22 protein-coding genes are annotated in these 17507 nt (G+C 57.7%); 11 read left to right on the top strand and 11 right to left on the bottom strand.

Going from position 1 to position 17507, the window contains the following annotated elements; translation table 11 throughout:
- Positions 1-91: 91 nt before the first annotated feature.
- Positions 92-577 carry a PACE efflux transporter gene (locus AC2FJC_RS11160; protein WP_108860072.1) on the top strand — a complete coding sequence of 162 codons (486 nt, stop codon included), beginning with the start codon at positions 92-94 and terminating at the stop codon, positions 575-577.
- A 30-nt stretch (positions 578-607) separates the two neighbouring features.
- Here AC2FJC_RS11160 and AC2FJC_RS11155 read toward each other — a convergent pair whose 3' ends face one another.
- Entirely contained in the window at positions 608-1243 is a 636-nt protein-coding gene (locus AC2FJC_RS11155) for a DUF1326 domain-containing protein (protein ID WP_496739562.1), read from the bottom strand.
- A 235-nt stretch (positions 1244-1478) separates the two neighbouring features.
- Between AC2FJC_RS11155 and AC2FJC_RS11150 the strand changes: the two genes are divergently transcribed.
- The 4 genes from AC2FJC_RS11150 (at position 1479) to AC2FJC_RS11135 (ending at position 3929) form a co-directional block, all read left to right on the top strand.
- Positions 1479-1751, top strand: a complete 273-nt coding sequence (locus tag AC2FJC_RS11150; RefSeq protein ID WP_282119574.1) for a PepSY domain-containing protein — start codon at positions 1479-1481, stop codon at positions 1749-1751.
- Between the two features lie 23 nt (positions 1752-1774).
- Positions 1775-2296 carry a helix-turn-helix transcriptional regulator gene (locus AC2FJC_RS11145; RefSeq protein ID WP_109313601.1) on the top strand — a complete coding sequence of 174 codons (522 nt, stop codon included), beginning with the start codon at positions 1775-1777 and terminating at the stop codon, positions 2294-2296.
- A gap of 150 nt (positions 2297-2446) precedes the next feature.
- Entirely contained in the window at positions 2447-3136 is a 690-nt protein-coding gene (locus AC2FJC_RS11140) for an outer membrane protein (RefSeq protein WP_496739561.1), read from the top strand.
- A 58-nt stretch (positions 3137-3194) separates the two neighbouring features.
- Complete coding sequence (locus AC2FJC_RS11135; RefSeq protein ID WP_496739560.1) at positions 3195-3929, top strand: glycosyltransferase family 25 protein; 735 nt, start codon at positions 3195-3197, stop codon at positions 3927-3929.
- A gap of 56 nt (positions 3930-3985) precedes the next feature.
- Here the strand turns inward: AC2FJC_RS11135 and AC2FJC_RS11130 are convergent, their stop codons facing one another.
- On the bottom strand, positions 3986-4636 hold the full coding sequence (locus AC2FJC_RS11130) for a peroxiredoxin (protein WP_058274981.1): 651 nt from the start codon (positions 4634-4636) through the stop codon (positions 3986-3988).
- A gap of 206 nt (positions 4637-4842) precedes the next feature.
- On the opposite strand from AC2FJC_RS11130, the gene AC2FJC_RS11125 reads away from it, so the two are divergent.
- On the top strand, positions 4843-6282 hold the full coding sequence (locus AC2FJC_RS11125) for an aldehyde dehydrogenase family protein (protein ID WP_496739558.1): 1440 nt from the start codon (positions 4843-4845) through the stop codon (positions 6280-6282).
- Between the two features lie 58 nt (positions 6283-6340).
- Here AC2FJC_RS11125 and AC2FJC_RS11120 read toward each other — a convergent pair whose 3' ends face one another.
- The 3 genes from AC2FJC_RS11120 to AC2FJC_RS11110 form a co-directional block, all read right to left on the bottom strand.
- Positions 6341-6775 carry a glyoxalase superfamily protein gene (locus AC2FJC_RS11120; protein ID WP_496739557.1) on the bottom strand — a complete coding sequence of 145 codons (435 nt, stop codon included), beginning with the start codon at positions 6773-6775 and terminating at the stop codon, positions 6341-6343.
- Positions 6776-6953: 178 nt separating this feature from the next.
- Positions 6954-7847, bottom strand: coding sequence for a cation diffusion facilitator family transporter (locus AC2FJC_RS11115; RefSeq protein ID WP_496739556.1), 894 nt, complete (start codon positions 7845-7847; stop codon positions 6954-6956).
- A 51-nt stretch (positions 7848-7898) separates the two neighbouring features.
- Positions 7899-8750 carry a methylated-DNA--[protein]-cysteine S-methyltransferase gene (locus AC2FJC_RS11110; protein ID WP_496726374.1) on the bottom strand — a complete coding sequence of 284 codons (852 nt, stop codon included), beginning with the start codon at positions 8748-8750 and terminating at the stop codon, positions 7899-7901.
- A gap of 118 nt (positions 8751-8868) precedes the next feature.
- On the opposite strand from AC2FJC_RS11110, the gene nth reads away from it, so the two are divergent.
- Entirely contained in the window at positions 8869-9513 is a 645-nt protein-coding gene (gene nth, locus AC2FJC_RS11105) for an endonuclease III (RefSeq protein WP_496739555.1), read from the top strand.
- Positions 9510-10499 (top strand): adenosine kinase, encoded by a 990-nt coding sequence (locus AC2FJC_RS11100; RefSeq protein ID WP_496739554.1) that lies wholly within the window; start codon positions 9510-9512, stop codon positions 10497-10499. Before nth ends, AC2FJC_RS11100 begins: the two co-directional genes overlap by 4 nt.
- Before the next feature lie 8 nt (positions 10500-10507).
- Here AC2FJC_RS11100 and AC2FJC_RS11095 read toward each other — a convergent pair whose 3' ends face one another.
- The 6 genes from AC2FJC_RS11095 to AC2FJC_RS11070 all read right to left on the bottom strand — a co-directional run bounded on the left by AC2FJC_RS11095 (position 10508) and on the right by AC2FJC_RS11070 (position 14597).
- Positions 10508-11347 (bottom strand): DUF547 domain-containing protein, encoded by an 840-nt coding sequence (locus AC2FJC_RS11095; RefSeq protein ID WP_496739553.1) that lies wholly within the window; start codon positions 11345-11347, stop codon positions 10508-10510.
- Positions 11344-12717 (bottom strand): radical SAM protein, encoded by a 1374-nt coding sequence (locus AC2FJC_RS11090; protein ID WP_496739552.1) that lies wholly within the window; start codon positions 12715-12717, stop codon positions 11344-11346. The genes AC2FJC_RS11095 and AC2FJC_RS11090 overlap by 4 nt, the downstream gene beginning before the upstream one ends.
- Positions 12718-12789: 72 nt before the next feature.
- Positions 12790-13353, bottom strand: coding sequence for a glutathione S-transferase family protein (locus AC2FJC_RS11085; protein WP_496739551.1), 564 nt, complete (start codon positions 13351-13353; stop codon positions 12790-12792).
- Positions 13313-13501 (bottom strand): glutathione S-transferase N-terminal domain-containing protein, encoded by a 189-nt coding sequence (locus AC2FJC_RS11080; RefSeq protein WP_496739550.1) that lies wholly within the window; start codon positions 13499-13501, stop codon positions 13313-13315. The genes AC2FJC_RS11085 and AC2FJC_RS11080 overlap by 41 nt, the downstream gene beginning before the upstream one ends.
- 64 nt (positions 13502-13565) lie before the next feature.
- On the bottom strand, positions 13566-14105 hold the full coding sequence (gene sigZ, locus AC2FJC_RS11075) for an RNA polymerase sigma factor SigZ (RefSeq protein ID WP_496739549.1): 540 nt from the start codon (positions 14103-14105) through the stop codon (positions 13566-13568).
- A 6-nt stretch (positions 14106-14111) separates the two neighbouring features.
- The gene (locus AC2FJC_RS11070; protein WP_496739548.1) at positions 14112-14597 is read right to left on the bottom strand and encodes an RNA pyrophosphohydrolase; all 486 of its coding nucleotides are present in this window, start codon (positions 14595-14597) and stop codon (positions 14112-14114) included.
- 138 nt (positions 14598-14735) lie between these two features.
- Between AC2FJC_RS11070 and AC2FJC_RS11065 the strand changes: the two genes are divergently transcribed.
- From AC2FJC_RS11065 to AC2FJC_RS11055, 3 genes are all read left to right on the top strand, one after another.
- The gene (locus AC2FJC_RS11065) at positions 14736-16763 is read left to right on the top strand and encodes a 2,4-dienoyl-CoA reductase FMN-binding domain-containing protein (protein ID WP_496739547.1); all 2028 of its coding nucleotides are present in this window, start codon (positions 14736-14738) and stop codon (positions 16761-16763) included.
- 95 nt (positions 16764-16858) lie between these two features.
- Positions 16859-17110, top strand: a complete 252-nt coding sequence (locus tag AC2FJC_RS11060; protein ID WP_496739546.1) for a hypothetical protein — start codon at positions 16859-16861, stop codon at positions 17108-17110.
- The gene (locus AC2FJC_RS11055) at positions 17107-17484 is read left to right on the top strand and encodes a hypothetical protein (RefSeq protein ID WP_496739545.1); all 378 of its coding nucleotides are present in this window, start codon (positions 17107-17109) and stop codon (positions 17482-17484) included. The genes AC2FJC_RS11060 and AC2FJC_RS11055 overlap by 4 nt, the downstream gene beginning before the upstream one ends.
- Positions 17485-17507: the final 23 nt, after the last annotated feature.

Below are 17507 nucleotides of genomic sequence, written 5' to 3'. Positions count from 1 at the left end.
GGAAGCAATCCATCCCTTAAGACCACCCGTATTTCAGCGGTCGGGCAATCCGCTCGGCTGAACGGTGATCCTGTGTTTTGAAAGGCGTGACATGACCCTGAGGACCTTCAAGGAACGCGTCATCCAGACCGGCAGCTTCGAGATGATCGGGATCGCTTTTGTCTCACCCGTATACGCTTATTTGACCGGCGCATCGATGGTGCACGGGTTCGCTATGATCGCCATGCTATCGATTGTGATCATGATCTGGTGCCCGATCTTCAATACTATTTTCGATCTGATTGAGCGGGGTAAAACGGCTCGGTTGGCCTGCAAACGCCCCCAATCGGTGCGTGTTCTTCATGCCACATTGCATGAGGTTACGGCAGTCATGATCACCTGCCCACTTTTGATGATGGTTGGTGGGCATTCTCTGGGATCAGCGCTTGCGCTCAATGTCGGTCTGACACTGACTTACACGGTTTACACCTACCTGTTCCACATCATCTATGATCGCGTGCGGCCGATTAAGCCAAGCTTGGAAAAGAACGAAGCTGGCCAAAGCGAACATCTGACTGGTGAAGCCGCTGCAGCCTGATCCATGCTGACAAGTCAAATACCCAGAACGTCAGTGTGCCACGCCAGACGGCCCGTGTTTCATCACATGCCACTGCCCATAACTGTCGTTCAAATCCAGTTTGATCGCCGCATCTGCCTTGGTCGAGGCACTGCCTATCTCGGCCAGGGTAAATTCGATACCACCGGGAATGTCGATCCGTACGCGATGCGGACCACCGCCATGTGGGGCCTCGATAGGACGGCCGGTTGAGTTCAGCACCTCACCGATTGAGACTTTGGCAGTGCGCCCCTCCATGTCCATCTCAAAATCAATCGGCACATAAAGGGTCTCGTGAACTGTGTCGCACATCGTGCGGAAGACATGCCAGTGGGTTGCCATTTCCTCGGTCTCTTCCCCGTGAAAGACCTTTTCCAATGCGGCCCGTTGCGCGTCCGAGGCGCTTGGGTCGATGATCACCTGCATCTGGCCGCCGCCCTCAAAGATCGGGCCAGGCCAGGCATAGATCAGCGCAGCTTTTGTGCCAGCAAGGTCGGTGTCGCCAAAATGCCCTTTGGAAACCTCAAGCACCTCAAAGCCGCGGCAATTTCCATGGGTTGGTAATTCTTCGAACTGGCAAGGGCAGGCATAGCCGCAATTGCAGTTCCCGAATGCATCGCCTTCAACGTACCAATCTGTGAATTCCATCGTCTTCTCCTGTTTTACACAGTCTGAACGCCCGACGCCGTGTCTAAATGCCTGTAGATTTCCCCCGCATAACCCTAGCACAATTCGGGCAAATGCAGAACCAGGCGACCTGAATCCGCATTTTCCGGGATAAACCTTGGTCCAATTCCCTGCGTTTCAACCAAAAGCCAATCGCAGCGCACTCGGCTTGCCCCCAGTTCCATCACGTCACCGAGACACAAAAAGGAGATGTAAAATGGAAACCTTGAAACTGCTGACACTGACCGGATTGATTGCAACAGCGCCGGTTCTTGCACTGGCCAATGTCGGACTGGGCGACAAACTGGGCACCAGTGAGGCTGATATCCGCACGACCCTAGAGGCGCAGGGATACCAGATTGAAGAGATCGAATTCGAAGACGGTGAGATCGAGGTTGAACTCATCAAGGATGGCGTAGAAACTGAACTTGTCCTGTCCGAGACCGACGGCGTGGTAACTGCCATCGAACTCGAAAAGGACGATGACTGACCCGACAAACTCTCAGGAGCCTCATGAAGCTTTCACAAACGTCATTGCTTTGGCTCCTTCTGGTGGTGCAGGCCGTCTGCGCCGCCTTTTTCGTGACCGACGCGATGTTGGACTGGACCGGTGGGGAAAGCGCGGGCTTTCGCCACCTGCATAGTTTCGAACTGGTTCTGGCGCTGGCATTGATCGGCGGTCTTGCCGCGACGATTGCACTGATCAGGTCCCAGAACAGGCGTGTGCGCGACATGCAGCGACAGCTGAGTGTCGCGCAGGGCGCGTTTGCTCAACTCATTGCCTCTCAATTCACTGAGTGGAACCTGAGTGATGCTGAGCGCGACGTTGCCCTGTTGTCTATCAAGGGTCTGTCAATTGCGGACATCGCGACATTGCGGCAAACCAAAGAAGGCACGGTCAAAGCGCAATGCGCAGCGGTGTATCGCAAGGCAGGAGTTACGGGGCGCGTGCAATTGCTGAGCTACTTCATCGATGAGTTGCTTTCCGAACCTTTGCTTACAAACAGTTCTGAAAGGTCGAATTCGACCACATAGAACGTGAACCAAAGTTTTAGCTCGGTGCTGATCTTATTCACTCACACGTGCCCAATATCCTGTGAATTGAAGTGAAGGGCTGTTGCCTTTCATTCCTGCCTCTACTGCCCACATGTGCGCCATAACAAATGTGGAACAAAGGACATGGTCATGGTTACGCGTCTTCTTCTCGCCTCGACAGCTTTGACGATCAGCGCGTCCGCGCTGGCCGCGCAGAGCCTGTCGGATGGTCTCTATCTTCAGGGCTTTGCCGGGTACAGCCAGCTGCAGGACAGCGACTTTAGCGGCACAATCAATGGATCGTCGCAGTCGGTGGATACCGATTTCGATGGCGGCTATGGGCTGGGCATCGCGGTCGGCAAAGAGATCCCGCAGTGGTCGAACGATCAGTTTGGCACCCGGATCGAGCTGGAGCTGTCCTACCGCGACAACGACGTGGATGGCGTCAATTTTTCAGGCAACGGACCCGGCGCAGAAGGCAACATTTCGGGTGACGTGTCGCAGACATCGCTGTTCGCCAATGTGCTGGTCGATTTCAAACAGGCAGGGGCCTTCACGCCCTATGTCGGTCTGGGTCTGGGTGCCACCTATTCTGATCTGGACTTTGTCTACGGGCCGGGCGTTGAACTTAACGACACCGACACCACCTTTGCTGCGCAAATTATTGCCGGTGTAGCCTATGAGATCAGCCCAAATACCTCTCTGACCCTGGACACCCGATATGCCCGCGTATTCGACGTATCCTCGGCACGTTTGGCACCAAACGGTGCGTCTACGGGTACGGTCGAGGATGATATCGACGCCTTCAGCGTCAATGTCGGACTGCGTTACGGTTTCTGATGGATCACGGGGAAGTGTTTCTTTCGGGTTTCTCTTCCCCCTTTCGTTATCGTGTTCTATGCACTGTGGCATGAGGACTTTTGTCATCCATATGACAGCAAGCACAGCGCGGCGACCCAATGCCGAAAGGCTGTGTGCCAGTCTGCCCGATGCGGAACTGTTCGAGGCCGTCAATGGGAAGGACCCCGCTCAGATCGCGGATGTACAATTGTTTCCGGGCGATTTGTATCGCCCCAGATACCCTTTTCCGCTACGCCCTGCGGAGATCGGAATTTTCGCGAGCCATCGGCGAATCTGGCGCAAGCTCGTTGATGAAAAGATCGACCGCGCTATTATTACCGAGGATGATTTGCGCATAGATCCGTGTCGTATGGCCTATGCGTTAGAGATGTTGGATCCGCTTGCAACCCCGGATCACTATATCCGAATTCCCGTGAAACAACGCGAGGATGCGGCACGAACGCTTATAAAGCAAAATGGATTGCGTCTGATCCTGCCAAAAGTCATTGGCTTGCAATGCGTCTGCCAGGTGGTCGGGCGGCGTGCGGCTGAGCGGTTGCTTGCCGTAACCGACCAGATTGACCGACCGGTCGACACGTTCCTGCAAATGCACTGGGTGACTGGGCAGCCGATCCTTTCCTTGCAAGGAAGCGGCAATCAGGAAGTCGCACAAGAAATCGGCGGTTCGACCATACAGGCAAGCCCGCCGCTGGCCGACAAGCTAACGCGTGAGTTCAAACGCGCTGCCTACCGTCGGAAACTGTATCAGCACCCTCAACGATACGCAGCTTAGTCACCCTTGAAGGCGGATTGGAATCGGGCAGAACTTATCGCCCTGCCCGAGCTACTTTAGCTGGGCGCTTTGGTTTTACGCAGATACGGAAAGATGGTTTCAAACTCACCGAATTTTTCTTTTGCCTCATCATTCGACACGGCCGGCGGGATGATCACGTCTTCGCCCGGCACCCAGTTCGCGGGGGTGGCCACGCCCTTGGCACTCATCTGCAGACCATCCAGCGCGCGCAGGATTTCGGCAAAATTTCGGCCCACGGTCATCGGGTAGGTCATCGACAGTTTCAACTGTTTGTCAGGGCCGATGATGAACACCGAACGCACGGTTGCACTGTCGGCAGGCGTGCGGCCATCGGGCAGGTATGCCTCGGCGGGCAGCATGTCGAACGCCTTGGACACGGCCAGACCGTCATCAGCGATGATCGGAAAACCGGGGTTGGCGTTGCCATACGCCTCGATGTCCTTCTTCCACTTCTTGTGGTCCTCGACGCCATCGACTGAGACGCCCATCACCTTGGTGTTGCGGGCTGCCCATTCGTCGTTCAGCTGCGCAACGGCCGAGAACTCGGTAGTGCAGACCGGCGTGAAATCCTTGGGGTGTGAGAACAGGATCGCCCAGCTGTCACCGATCCAGTCATGGAACTGAACAGTGCCCTGATCCGTCTCTGCAGTGAAATTCGGAACGGTGTCATTGATGCGCAAACCCATGGGGCATCTCCTTTTTTGTGAAACAAACCGAGTCGGTTGCTGGAAACCTAATAACTCTGCGCCATTGTTAAACCATTAGCTGCTTGAAAGGGTATTCATTTTTGAGGAAATTAATTTGATCAAATTGCGCCTTGCCACACCGATATGCCGGTGCCAGAGTGGCGCAAATTCCCGCCATCCGGGCCACGGGATCAGGAGGATACGTGATGATCGAGAAACGCAATTTCTACATTGACGGAACATGGGTCGCCCCATCTGCAGCGAATGATTTCGAGGTGATCAACCCCTCGACCGAGGAACCCTGCGCGGTGATCTCACTGGGCGCGCAAGCTGATACCGACGCCGCAGTTGCTGCCGCAAAGGCCGCCCTGCCCGGCTGGATGGCCACACCGGTCGAAGATCGCATCGCGCTGGTCGAGAAACTGATCGAGATTTACCAATCCCGGTCCGAGGATTTGGCACAGGCGATGTCGCTTGAGATGGGCGCGCCGATCGACATGGCACGCACCCAGCAATCCGGTGCGGGCATGTATCACCTTGCTAACTTTGTGCGCGCAGCCAAAGCGTTCCAATTCGACCGCCCGCTGGGCGATCACGCGCCCAAAGACAGGATCATCTATGAGGCCGTCGGTGTTGCCGCCCTGATCACGCCATGGAACTGGCCGATGAACCAAGTCACGCTCAAGGTTGGCGCGGCGGCGATTGCAGGCTGCACCATGGTTCTGAAACCCTCCGAACAAAGCCCGCTGAACGCGATGATTTTTGCCGAGATGATGGATGAGGCCGGCTTCCCCGCCGGTGTGTTCAATCTGGTCAACGGCGATGGCGTGGGCGTCGGTTCCCAGCTTTCGGCGCATCCGGATGTGGATATGGTCAGCTTTACCGGCTCGACGCGCGCAGGCACAGCGATCTCAAAAAGTGCTGCAGACACCTTGAAGAAAGTACATCTGGAGCTGGGCGGTAAGGGCGCAAACGTGGTCTTTGCCGATGCCGACGAAAAGGCCGTCAAACGTGGCGTTCTGCACATGATGAACAATACCGGCCAAAGCTGTAATGCGCCCAGCCGCATGCTGGTGCAGCGCCCGATCTACGATCAGGCTGTGGAAACGGCGGCTGAAGTGGCCAGCATGGTTTCCGTGGGCAGCGCGCAGGAAGAAGGCCGCCATATTGGCCCCGTCGTGAACGAGGTGCAGTGGAACAAAATCCAAGACCTGATCCAGAAGGGCATCGATGAAGGCGCCCGTTTGGTGACGGGAGGCACCGGTCGGCCCGAGGGGCTGAACAAGGGCTATTATGTACGTCCAACCGTCTTTGCCGATGCCAATAACCAGATGACCGTCGCGCGTGAAGAGATCTTTGGCCCGGTCCTGACCATGATCCCCTTCGACACCGAAGAAGAAGCGGTCGAGATCGCCAACGACACGCCATACGGCCTGACCAATTACGTTCAGACACAAGACGGCGCGCGGGCCAATCGAATGGCGCGGGTACTGCGGTCCGGCATGGTTGAAATGAATGGCCAGTCGCGTAGTGCAGGGTCGCCTTTTGGCGGCATGAAACAGTCCGGCAACGGACGCGAAGGCGGCTTGTGGGGGTTGGAGGACTTCCTTGAGGTCAAAGCCGTCGGTGGCTGGGCAGCAGAGTGACGCCAGACTAGAACCTAACAAAAGGGCGCGGCGGTGGTTACCCGCCGCGCCCTTTTCTTTACGTGGGTCGCACGATCAGTTGCGGTTGGCCGTCCGAGGTATGTCGCGTGGATCGGCCATCCCAGCCAATCTCACCGGTTACGCGTTGCCGATAGGCCGAGAAGCTGTCGAATTGAACGACATCCACGGGGGTGTCAAAGTGTAAGGTAACGCGCCGATGCGACCCGTCACCCAACAGGGTCATACCACGGATTTCCGCCTTGAACGGCTGCCCCAGATAGAACCCTTCAACCCGATCACCAACACGCAAATGCATGCGATTTCCGGCCATTGCGTGCAACGTATTCCAATCGCGCACCCCATGTTGATGCGCCAGCAATTCCAGCGATTCACTATGCGAGAGCGTAACCCCCGCTCCGCGCAGCCTGTCGCGCAGTCGTTTTGCCTGCGCTTTTAGCTCCTCAAGTGGAGCAATACTGTTTGAACGTGTCATTTCTTGCCTCGTTTCCTTAAACGGGCGCCAAGTCAGGACGGAGTTCGCATTACCATCCGCGCGCCAGAAAAGGGCAACAGATGTTCATCAACCGGGTTTCACCAATGCCAAATGGCAGCGAACGGCAGGGGACCCAAACCTGAAGGAAACCTTTGGCACCGGCGAGTGTATCTGTCAATCAGGCGCTGGCACTTTTCAACTCGCTGTCCGGTTCCAGATGGATGACAAAGACTGACCCCGGAAACTTCCTGTTCAGGGCCGCCTCGATATCGTCGCAGATGTCATGCGCGGCCGCGACCGACATGGCACCGTCGACGACAAGGTGAAACTCAACGAAAATCATGTTGGCTGACCTGCGACCGCGCAGATCATGATACTCAAGCGCCGGGCCTAAATTGGCTTCGATTGTTTCGCGGACAGACGTCAATTCTCCGTCGATCAGCGAAGCATCCATCAACCCGTCGACCGAGCTGCGGATAACCTTCCACCCCTCCCACAGAATATTGACGGCCACCAGAATCGCGATAATGGGATCAAGGATCAACCAACCTGTCGCCATCGCAATCAGCAACCCGACAACAACACCGACCGAGGTCATAAGATCGGTCAAAATGTGCTTTCCGCTTGCCTCTAACGCTGGCGAGGATTCTCGTCGCCCAACCCGCAACAGCAGAAACGCCCAGATACCATTCAGGCACGTCGCGCCCACATTTATGGCAATGCCCAGGAACGGTTCCCCGGCCAGATGCGGATCAGGTAATGCGAAAACAGCTTCACGAATGATCAGCAGCGCGGCCAGAACAATCAGCGTCCCTTCGGCCACGGCCGACAGGTACTCGGCTTTCTTATGCCCGAACGGGTGTTTCTTGTCTGGCGGCATGCCAGATATCCGCACCGCAAAAAATGCAAGCAGAGCGGCCGCCACATTCACCACTGATTCCAAGGCGTCCGAGAGCAGGGCGACCGAGCCCGTCACCCACCAGGCCAGCAGTTTCAGCAGCAAAACCGCCACTGAAACCGGAATGGCCCACGCCGCGAATGTCTGTGTGATCTGCCTGCTGTCCTGCTTCATAGAATCTCACTATCACAGGATGCAGCAGCGCAAAGTTTGTTTTTGACGTGCCTATGCGTCGGCCTGAGCGGCCTCGAATGCCAGCATTGCGCGTTTGACCGGCAAGCCCCAGTGATAGCCACCCAGCCCACCGGATTTGCGTAGCGCCCGGTGGCACGGGATCAGCCAGCTGACCGGGTTGCGGCCAACCGCAGTACCCACGGCGCGCACTGCTTGTGGCGATCCCACACGCTGCGCGATCTCGGAATAGGTGGTGACCTGGCCTGACGGGATGTGCATCAGCGCCTCCCAAACCTTGATTTGCAGGGGCGAACCAATAAGGTACAGCGGCGTAGGTTCCAGCCGGTCGCTTGCCGCACCAAAGGCACTCAGCACCCAGGGACGCAGACGCATCGGATCCTCAATGAAATCCGCTTTTGGCCAACGCGAGATCATATCCTCCATCGCGGCCTCTTCACCAGTTTCAGCACCAAAAGCCATGCCGCAAATGCCCTTGTCGGTTCCCATCACCAGTGCCGGGCCAAATGGGCATTCGAACCAGCCCCAATAGATGGTTAGCCCGATGCCCCTGCGCGCGTATTCGCCGGGGCTCATGGATTCCCATTTCAGGAACAAATCGTGCAGACGGCCACTGCCGGACAGGCCGACGTTATGCGCGGTTTCCAACGTGGTGAACCGTTCCCGCAACAATGCCTTGGCATGGCCCAGCGTCAGATATTGCTGGTAGCGTTTCGGCGACACCCCGGTCCAACGCGAGAATAGGCGCTGGAAATGCGCCGGGCTCATATCCATCTGGCGGGCTAGCTCTTCCAGGCTCAGGCCCTCACCGCCCTGATCAATCAAGTCGATCGCGCGGCGCATGACGTTATAGTGGTATCCGCTTTCCGGTGTCTGGACGTTCATGGCTATTACCTCATTGTCTTGACCAAACCATAGCGCGCAGGTTACGCCCTCGCGACCCGGAACTTGCGCATTGGCTTTAGACTTGTATCGACGCGCCCCGAACGGCATTAAGACGCGGATGGCAAAACAACTCGGATATCACCGGATCCGCGAGATCTTTACGCGCTTTCAGGAAGCCGACCCCGAACCCAAGGGCGAGCTTGAGCATGTCAACGTCTATACTCTGGTGGTCGCCGTGGCCCTGTCTGCTCAGGCCACCGATGTCGGTGTGAACAAGGCGACACGCGCCTTGTTCAAGATCGCCGACGCACCGCAAAAGATGCTGGATCTGGGCGAAGAAGGTCTGATTGAACACATCAAGACCATTGGCCTGTTTCGGCAAAAGGCGAAGAACGTCATTAAACTCAGCCGTATTCTGGTCGACGATTATGGCGGCGAGGTTCCCAATTCCCGCGCAGCCCTGCAATCGCTGCCGGGTGTGGGCCGCAAGACCGCCAATGTGGTGTTGAACATGTGGTGGCGGTATCCGGCGCAGGCTGTGGACACGCATATCTTCCGTGTTGGAAATCGCACCGGCATTTGCCCCGGCAAGAATGTGGACGCCGTCGAACGCGCCATCGAAGACAATATCCCAACCGACTTTCAGCTGCATGCGCATCACTGGCTGATCCTGCATGGCCGCTATCACTGCAAGGCGCGCAAACCCATGTGCGGCACCTGCATCATCCGCGATCTCTGCGAATTTGAGGACAAGAACTTATGAAAACCTACCAACTGACCGGCATCGGAAACGCTGTTGTGGACGTGATTTCCCAAGCCGACGACAGTTTCCTGGAGCTGATGGGCATCGAAAAAGGCATCATGCAACTGATCGAGCAGGAGCGTGGCGAAGTCCTCTATGCCTCGATGGAAGGCCGGGTTCAGACGCCGGGTGGTTCGGTTGCCAACACGATCGCTGGCGCAGGTGCGCTGGGGCTGGATTCAGCGTTTATCGGGCGGGTTCATGATGACGCTCTGGGCCGGTTCTATGCGGATGCGATGAACGAGGACGGCGTTGATTTCGTGAATCCTCCGGTACCGGGCGGCGAACTGCCAACGTCGCGCTCGATGATCTTTGTCTCGCCCGACGGTGAGCGGTCGATGAACACCTATCTGGGGATTTCCTCAGAGCTGTCGTCGCAAGACGTGTCAGATGCCGTAGCCGGGAACAGCCAGATCATGTTCCTTGAGGGCTATTTGTTCGACAAGGAAAAGGGCAAGGCCGCGTTTCTTGAGGCCGCACGCGCGTGCCACAGAGGTGGCGGCCAGGCGGGCATCGCTATTTCGGACCCGTTCTGCGTGGAACGTCACCGGGTCGATTTCCTGCTGCTGATCGAGAACGAGTTGGATTTCGTCATCGGCAACGAGGCCGAGATCAAGTCGCTGTTCGAAACCGACGATCTGGAAGAGGCGCTAGCCAAAACCGCCGCGATCTGCCCGCTTGTTGTATGCACCCGCTCCGGCGACGGCGTGACTGTCCTAAGCGACGGGCAACGCGTCGACGTGCCGGTCGAGAAAGTCGTTCCCGTGGACGCAACCGGTGCGGGCGATCAGTTTGCGGCTGGTTTCCTGTTTGGCATGGCCACGGGTCGCGACTATGAGGCCTGTGCTAAAATCGGCAATGTCTGCGCCCGCGAGGTCATCAGCCATATCGGCCCGCGCCCCGAGGCAAATATGCAAGAACTGCTGCGCGCCGAAGGGTTGCTGTAACCTGCTGACTAGTATCCAACCGCCGCGTCGTTCAAAGCCCAGTCATACTGATATGCTTTGACGCGCGGCGTCTGCTGCAGGCGGGCGCGCAGTTCCGGTTCTGCCGCGGTCTCAATATAGGCCAGAACAGCCTTTTCGTTTGCTCCAAAATCCTCGCGGAACCAGATGTAGATCTTTGACAGGATCAGCCTGCCGCGATCATCAAACCGGACACCGCGCGGGTCGTTGACATAAGCGCGTTCGGCGACCGCAAAATCGCGCTCCAGCGTCTCGGCCTGCCATGCCCGGTCCATCAGATTGGAGCATCCTACGGCGGCACAGTTCAGTGCGTAGTGGATGCGCGGTTCATCGAATGTTGGCCGGATAATGCGGTGTTCGATATCGTTCAGCGTCAGCTCCTGCCCCGCCACCTGCGCCAAAGTCCGGTTCCACGGGCCAATCGACAGCGGACCGTCTTTGATATCGCGGATCGAGGCGACGGGGTAATTGTCGAGGACCACATCCACCGTCAGCGCATTGTACAAGTTGATCCAATACGCCAGTTGCTGATCGCGTGTCAGCCGCGCAGGGTCAATGGCTTGCAGATCGACCAGATACTCGTCCAGGCGCGCCCGATCTGCCTTTGTCACCTGCCCGTAAGTTACACGGTTCACGCCCTGCCCGTCAGTCACGACATAGCGGTGCAGGAAAGCTGTCCAATCGCGGTGATCGACCTTTTCGCCCGGTGGGGACGCAAATCTAGTCAGGGTCTGACCCGGCAGCGCCTTGGGCGATGGCAAGGCCAGTCGTTCGACGCTGGCACAGGCAGTCAGAAAGGAAAGGAACAAGAGTATCAGAAGGTTCCTCATGACGCGTCCTTTTGGCTCCGGCGCAGTGCACGCATTTGCCCCTTGAGCCGCTTGAGCGGGGCCAAAGCGGGATCGCTCAAGTCCGGCAGATCGGGGCCGCTGGACAGGCGGGGGGTCGCGGCGTTCCACCAGCTTAGGCCGGACAGCCCGTCGATCCGATCCGGCGCAGCCAAATGCATGTCGCGCTGCGCGTTGTGGGCGCACATGGACAGCGGCCCATTTGCCGTGGCAACCATAAATACGCAGGACGCACAGCGATCCTCTTCCAGCGCGTCGGCGGCCATAAAATTGTGGATAAACACTGACTGCCGACGGACGGGACCCTGCAACAACCCTCGACCCAACCGCAGCACACAACCCAACAGATGTAGCCCGGCCCGCAGCGCCAACAGCGGGTTGCGCCTCACCATGCGCCAGATGCTGTCGCGGGTGTCGATATGGCCGTCTGCCGACTGATCGACGCGGCTGAGCGCAGCGATCACTTTGTGCGTCAGGCGCTTGGCGGACAAAAGCGAAACCGCGCGCCCGCCAGCGGTGACAACACTTGCATAGCGATTGCATTTTGCATGGCCCACGGCGGCCGTGTCGAAATGCAGAGGCGTTCCATATCCGGCCTCAACCGCGGCCATCACGCTTTCCTGCGTGATCGCGTCGGGCCGTTCGCGCAGCACTCCGCGCCCGGTATCGGCCTGCATCTGGAACGAGACAAAGGAGACCTCGGGGCAGTCTCGCATGAACCGCGCCAGCGCAGGCAATTCATCGAAGTTGCCGCCGAAAACGGTTGTGTTGAACAACACCCGCAGGCCCAGCCCACGCGTGTGCCGGATATAGGCGCGGCGCACAGCGTTCAGCTCAGCCTCGCTGTTGAACCCCTTGCGTTCCTGCGTCATGTCCACGTGAAACGCCACATCGTCCAACCCGGCTGCAGCAAGCCGCGTCAGAAACGCCCTGCTGGCGCGAATGCCGTTTGTCATCAGGCAGGATCGCATGTTTAGGCGGCGAATCTCGCGGCACAGCGCCTCAAGGTCTTCGACCTTGCGCAGGGTCGGATCACCCCCCGTCAGCTGGACTGAAACTCCGGGGCCATAATGGCTGTGGATTGTGGCAAGACGCGCAAACAATACCGACAACGGTGGGTCATAGGTCATCTCGGCCCGGTCCGAGAGGTAACACAGTGTGCAATCAAGATTGCAGCGTTGCGTGACCTCAAGCGCGACGCAGGCGATGGGGTAGAACCGGCCTGCCGTCTGCCCTGCGCCATATTCCCCGCACCCTTGCAGACCGCCGCGCAAAGGCGCGCGACGGTCGGTGCCAGTAAACTTGCGTCCGGCAGGTTTTACAGAAGAGAGAGTTGGGGCCGTGTCCTTCATACCCGTCAAGCTAGACAGGTCGATCAGATGCGGCCACGCCCCCTCACGCCAACGTGCGGGATGGTGATTGAACTAGCCGCAGCACCCGCCGGATTGTTTCACCTGAGCGGTTGCAGGCGCTTCGTTCAGGTTCGCACCCCGCCCCAACCACGTCTGCTCTGCGAGATAGAAATCGGTGAACCGGGTGACAAAATCCTCGGAAACGGTTTTCTGCGGGATGCCGGTCGCCATCAAAGCCTGTTGCCACGCCTTCACCTTAGGATAGTCAGCCAACATATCGTGCCCGCTGTGATCGGCCACGATTGCAGCCCGGTGAAGCAACGGCAACCAAGCCATATCGACATTGCCCAGCGCCTCACCCGTAAAGAACGGGCCGTCCCCAAGCTGCTTTTCCGCCTTTGCGAACGAGGCGTTCAGCTTGGTCGTCCGATCCGCAAAGATCGCCTGATCCGCGCTTTGCATTGCGCTGCACTGAACCAGATAATGCTTGCTGGCCTGATAGCTCCACGCGCAGCTCAGGGCGCGCTGTTCCGGTGTCAGGTCGGGCTGCAGCGGCGCGGTCACTTCGTCGAGGTATTCGGCAATCGCGTCCGACTCAAACAGTGCCGTGCCGCCTTCGGTCACCAGAACTGGCACCTGACCTGTCGGCGATAAGTCCAGAAACCCAGTCCGGCTTGTCGCTGAGGCTGATGTAGTCGATCTGATAAGGCACATGCTTGGCTTCCAACAGCGCCGTGACGCGCTGAACGAAGGGGCAGATTTTGAAACTGATGATACGGATCATTTGTCTTTCCTTTTGCTGGTTTCATCTGTCAGACGAAGCCCGCGCCAAAAAGACGACGATCAGATCAACATTTTTTGCAGGATTTCGGTTTTTCTTGAACGTCCGAGATATTGCCCCGCACATCCATCGAGATATTGCAGCAATCCTCGAACGCTTTTCGCAGCTCTGCCCGGCCCTTTTGAACCCGGGACTTGAGCGTTGAATACGCCAGTCCTTGCGCCTGTGCATAATCCTGTTGGGACATGCCATTGATGTCGATCGCTATCAGCATGTCCGCGGTTTCCTGCGGCAACCCGCGAATGAAAGGTTCGACGCACCCCTCAAGGTCCTGACGCGTTTCCGGATCATCGCGGTGGTACCAAAGATCATCCGGGTGCGCCTCGGCACGGCCGAATTTTCGGTAATGGTCGATGATTGTGCGGTCGGCCGTTTGAAACAACCACGGCTGCAGTTTGGCAGGGTCTTTCAGGTTGGGCAGACCAGTAAAAACCTTGACCGAGATCTCTTGCAACAGGTCTTCCACATCCGCGGTGTTGGACACACGCGAATGCAGAAACGCCTTCAGGCGTGCGCGGTACTTGGGCCAGATGTCTTCAATGCGCATGCTGTTTTATGACAGGTGATCCGCAAAGGCGGCAACCACCTGCTGGTAAACCTCACGTTTGAACGGCACGATCTCGTCGATCAGCTTGCCTGGCTCCTGCCATTTCCATCGGGTGAATTCCGGATGCTTGGTGTGGATGTCGATCTGGTCGTCCTGGCCGGTAAATCGCAGAAGGTACCATTTCTGCTCTTGCCCGCGATAGCGGCCTTTCCAGATTTTGGGCACGATATCGTGGGGCAGATCATAAGGCAGCCAGCCGTCCGTCTCAGCCACGATCTCGACCAGGTCCGAGGTCACGCCGGTTTCTTCCCACAGCTCACGGAGGGCTGCATCCCGTGGATCTTCGCCCTTGTCCACGCCGCCCTGAGGCATTTGCCATGCCTCCTTGTGGCGATCATTACGCTGACCGACGAAAATCCTGCCCTCGGCATTCATCAGCATAAGCCCCACGCAAGGGCGATAGGGCAGTTTGGCGATCTCTTCGGGGGTCATGTGCAGCCTCGTAAACATGCTTTGCAGGTTCTGTAGCAAGCAGCGGAGTGAAGGCAAAGGGTGTGACGTTAGGTTTCGCGTGACAACGTTGACGCGAAGGTCAATCTAGCGTCGACAAATCGGGAGGGAGAGTTCGCCATGACTGCGTACCCAAATATGCTGGCCCCGCTGGATCTGGGCTTTACCACTTTGAAGAACCGCGTCCTGATGGGGTCGATGCACACAGGGCTTGAGGAAACCGGCGATTGGAACCGTGTGGCCGAGTTCTATGCCGACCGCGCCCGTGGCGGTGTCGCATTGATGGTGACAGGCGGGATTGGCCCGAACCTTGAAGGATCGGTGCTGCCCGGCGCGTCAATGATGACCAATGACAAAGAGGTCGCGAACCACTCCATCGTTACCCAGCGTGTGCATGAGGCCGGCGGCAAGATCGCGATGCAGATCCTTCACGCAGGGCGCTATGCATACGGTCCGAAATGTGTGGCCCCCAGCCCGGTAAAGTCTCCGATCTCGCCCTTCCCGCCGAATGAGCTGGATGAAGAGGGTATTGAAAAACAGATTGCCGACATCGTGAACGCCGCTGTTCTGGCCCAAAAAGCGGGTTACGATGGGGTCGAGATCATGGGCTCCGAGGGGTATTTCCTCAACCAGTTCCTGGTGACCCACACCAACAAGCGCACCGACCGCTGGGGCGGATCATATGAGAACCGCATGCGTCTGCCGATCGAGGTCGTGCGCCGCACGCGCGAGGCCGTGGGCACCGATTTCATTATCATCTACCGCCTGTCGATGATTGACCTCATCCCCAATGGCTCGACCCATGAAGAGGTCGTTGAACTGGCCCAGCGTATCGAGAAAGCCGGTGCCACGATCATCAACACCGGCATCGGCTGGCACGAAGCACGCATTCCGACCATTGCCACCAGCGTTCCGCGCGCGGCCTTTGCCTGGGTGACAAAAAAGCTGATGGGCAAGGTATCGATCCCGGTCATCACCTCGAACCGGATCAACACACCCGAGGTCGCCGAAGAGGTCCTGTCGACGGGTTGCGCCGACATGGTGTCTCTGGCCCGTCCGATGCTCGCCGATGCGGATTTCGTCAACAAGGCAATTGCAGGTAACGCAGCACAGATTGCGCCGTGCATCGCCTGCAACCAGGCCTGTCTGGACCACACCTTCAGCGGCAAGCTGACCTCGTGCCTTGTGAACCCACGCGCCTGCCATGAGACCGAATTGGAAATCACCACAGCTGAAGCGCCAAAGACGATTGCCATTGTCGGCGCCGGCCCCGCGGGATTATCCACCGCAATGACTGCAGCGCAGCGCGGACACGACGTAACCCTGTTCGATCGCGCCTCGGAGGTTGGCGGCCAATTGAACATGGCCAAGCAGGTTCCGGGCAAAGAAGAGTTCTGGGGACTAGTCGATTGGTACCGCACCATGATGACCGATCTGGGTGTGAAGGTAGAGCTGAACCGCGAAGTCAGCGCTGACGACCTGACCGACTTTGACGAAGTGGTTATCGCTACTGGTGTCATTCCGCGCGATCCGAAAATCCCGGGCCAGGATCGGGACAATGTCATCACCTATATCGACGTGCTGCGCGAGAAGACCGAGGTCGGCAAGTCTGTCGCCGTAATCGGCGCAGGCGGCATCGGGTTTGATGTATCCGAGTTCCTGTTGGAAGACGGCCACAGCATCACCACAGACCTGCCCGCTTGGATGAAGGAGTGGGGCGTGACCGATCCGGCCGAGCATCGCTCGGGCCTGGCACCAGAAGGCCCTCAGCCTGCGGCACCTGCGCGTGATGTCACCTTGCTGCAGCGTAAGAAGCAAGCACATGGCAAGGGTCTGGGCAAGACAACCGGGTGGATTCACCGCGCTACGCTCAAGATGAAGGACGTCAACTTTGTGGGCGGCGTGAACTACGAGCGTATCGATGAGGACGGCCTGCATGTCAGCTTTGGCGAAGAACGTGCTGATCCGACCGTGATCGCGGCGGACACAATCGTTCTGTGTTCCGGTCAGGTGTCCGAGCGCAGCCTCGCAGATGCGCTGATCGAACGCGGCATCACTCCGCACGTGATCGGCGGGGCCGATGTGGCGGCAGAGCTGGACGCCAAACGGGCGATCAATCAAGGTACGCGACTGGCGGCAACGTTCTAAAGCAACACCTCAATTGAACTGAAGGAAGCCGTCTCGAAAGAGGCGGCTTTTTTGTGCCGCTTGACTCTCTTGGTATCAATATACATATGTACGCAATGAGCCAGAAAAAAGAGCGCACCCAGACGGGAATTCGAATCGAAAAGCGCCTGCTGAAAGTCCTCAAGGGGCTGGCAGAGTCGCTGGACATGACCCTTGGCGATCTGATCGAGGGGATTGCCCTGCATAGCTTTGAGAACAAGCCAGCGTTTTCCGAGGAAACGCTGGAGAAGATCAAACAACTCAAAAGTGTCTACGACCTCGACTGGACAGCCAATGACAGCCACCGCTTCAAGGAGAACGGAGAATGAGCACCGACATCTCCAACGCCTTTGAAGCACATGCCATCGACAACACGACATTCGGACATGCCGAACATGTACAGGTCGCATACGATCTGCTGCGCAAGTATGATTTCATCGATGCTGCAGCGATCTACGCCAAAGGAATCCGAACACTTGCAGCCAAGGCTGGCACCCCGGATAAGTTCAACCTGACGATCACCTACGCGTTCATGAGCCTGATCGCAGAGCGTCTTGCCAGTTCGAAAACCAGCGCTTTCGAGGCGTTCATTGCGGAAAACCCCGATTTGATGGCCAAGACAGCCCTCAGCCAATGGTATCCACAAGAACGGCTAAATTCGGCGCTGGCGCGCCGTATTTTCCTATTGCCTGACGTGGCATAGCCTCCTGTGCCGTGAAGGCACCT

The sequence above is a fragment of the Ruegeria sp. CDSB117 genome, assembly GCF_059611005.1.
The sequence above is the reverse complement of the archived record's forward strand: the minus strand, read 5'-3'. Positions and strand labels throughout refer to the sequence as shown.

Excerpts from the sequence above, each read along its gene's own strand:
- AC2FJC_RS11160 (WP_108860072.1), top strand. The coding sequence starts at position 92 with ATGACCCTGAGGACCTTCAAGGAACGCGTCATCCAGACCGGCAGCTTC.
- AC2FJC_RS11155 (WP_496739562.1), bottom strand. The coding sequence starts at position 1,243 with ATGGAATTCACAGATTGGTACGTTGAAGGCGATGCATTCGGGAACTGC.
- AC2FJC_RS11150 (WP_282119574.1), top strand. The coding sequence starts at position 1,479 with ATGGAAACCTTGAAACTGCTGACACTGACCGGATTGATTGCAACAGCG.
- AC2FJC_RS11145 (WP_109313601.1), top strand. The coding sequence starts at position 1,775 with ATGAAGCTTTCACAAACGTCATTGCTTTGGCTCCTTCTGGTGGTGCAG.
- AC2FJC_RS11140 (WP_496739561.1), top strand. The coding sequence starts at position 2,447 with ATGGTTACGCGTCTTCTTCTCGCCTCGACAGCTTTGACGATCAGCGCG.
- AC2FJC_RS11135 (WP_496739560.1), top strand. The coding sequence starts at position 3,195 with ATGCACTGTGGCATGAGGACTTTTGTCATCCATATGACAGCAAGCACA.
- AC2FJC_RS11130 (WP_058274981.1), bottom strand. The coding sequence starts at position 4,636 with ATGGGTTTGCGCATCAATGACACCGTTCCGAATTTCACTGCAGAGACG.
- AC2FJC_RS11125 (WP_496739558.1), top strand. The coding sequence starts at position 4,843 with ATGATCGAGAAACGCAATTTCTACATTGACGGAACATGGGTCGCCCCA.
- AC2FJC_RS11120 (WP_496739557.1), bottom strand. The coding sequence starts at position 6,775 with ATGACACGTTCAAACAGTATTGCTCCACTTGAGGAGCTAAAAGCGCAG.
- AC2FJC_RS11115 (WP_496739556.1), bottom strand. The coding sequence starts at position 7,847 with ATGAAGCAGGACAGCAGGCAGATCACACAGACATTCGCGGCGTGGGCC.
- AC2FJC_RS11110 (WP_496726374.1), bottom strand. The coding sequence starts at position 8,750 with ATGAACGTCCAGACACCGGAAAGCGGATACCACTATAACGTCATGCGC.
- nth (WP_496739555.1), top strand. The coding sequence starts at position 8,869 with ATGGCAAAACAACTCGGATATCACCGGATCCGCGAGATCTTTACGCGC.
- AC2FJC_RS11100 (WP_496739554.1), top strand. The coding sequence starts at position 9,510 with ATGAAAACCTACCAACTGACCGGCATCGGAAACGCTGTTGTGGACGTG.
- AC2FJC_RS11095 (WP_496739553.1), bottom strand. The coding sequence starts at position 11,347 with ATGAGGAACCTTCTGATACTCTTGTTCCTTTCCTTTCTGACTGCCTGT.
- AC2FJC_RS11090 (WP_496739552.1), bottom strand. The coding sequence starts at position 12,717 with ATGAAGGACACGGCCCCAACTCTCTCTTCTGTAAAACCTGCCGGACGC.
- AC2FJC_RS11080 (WP_496739550.1), bottom strand. The coding sequence starts at position 13,501 with ATGATCCGTATCATCAGTTTCAAAATCTGCCCCTTCGTTCAGCGCGTC.
- sigZ (WP_496739549.1), bottom strand. The coding sequence starts at position 14,105 with ATGCGCATTGAAGACATCTGGCCCAAGTACCGCGCACGCCTGAAGGCG.
- AC2FJC_RS11070 (WP_496739548.1), bottom strand. The coding sequence starts at position 14,597 with ATGACCCCCGAAGAGATCGCCAAACTGCCCTATCGCCCTTGCGTGGGG.
- AC2FJC_RS11065 (WP_496739547.1), top strand. The coding sequence starts at position 14,736 with ATGACTGCGTACCCAAATATGCTGGCCCCGCTGGATCTGGGCTTTACC.
- AC2FJC_RS11060 (WP_496739546.1), top strand. The coding sequence starts at position 16,859 with ATGAGCCAGAAAAAAGAGCGCACCCAGACGGGAATTCGAATCGAAAAG.
- AC2FJC_RS11055 (WP_496739545.1), top strand. The coding sequence starts at position 17,107 with ATGAGCACCGACATCTCCAACGCCTTTGAAGCACATGCCATCGACAAC.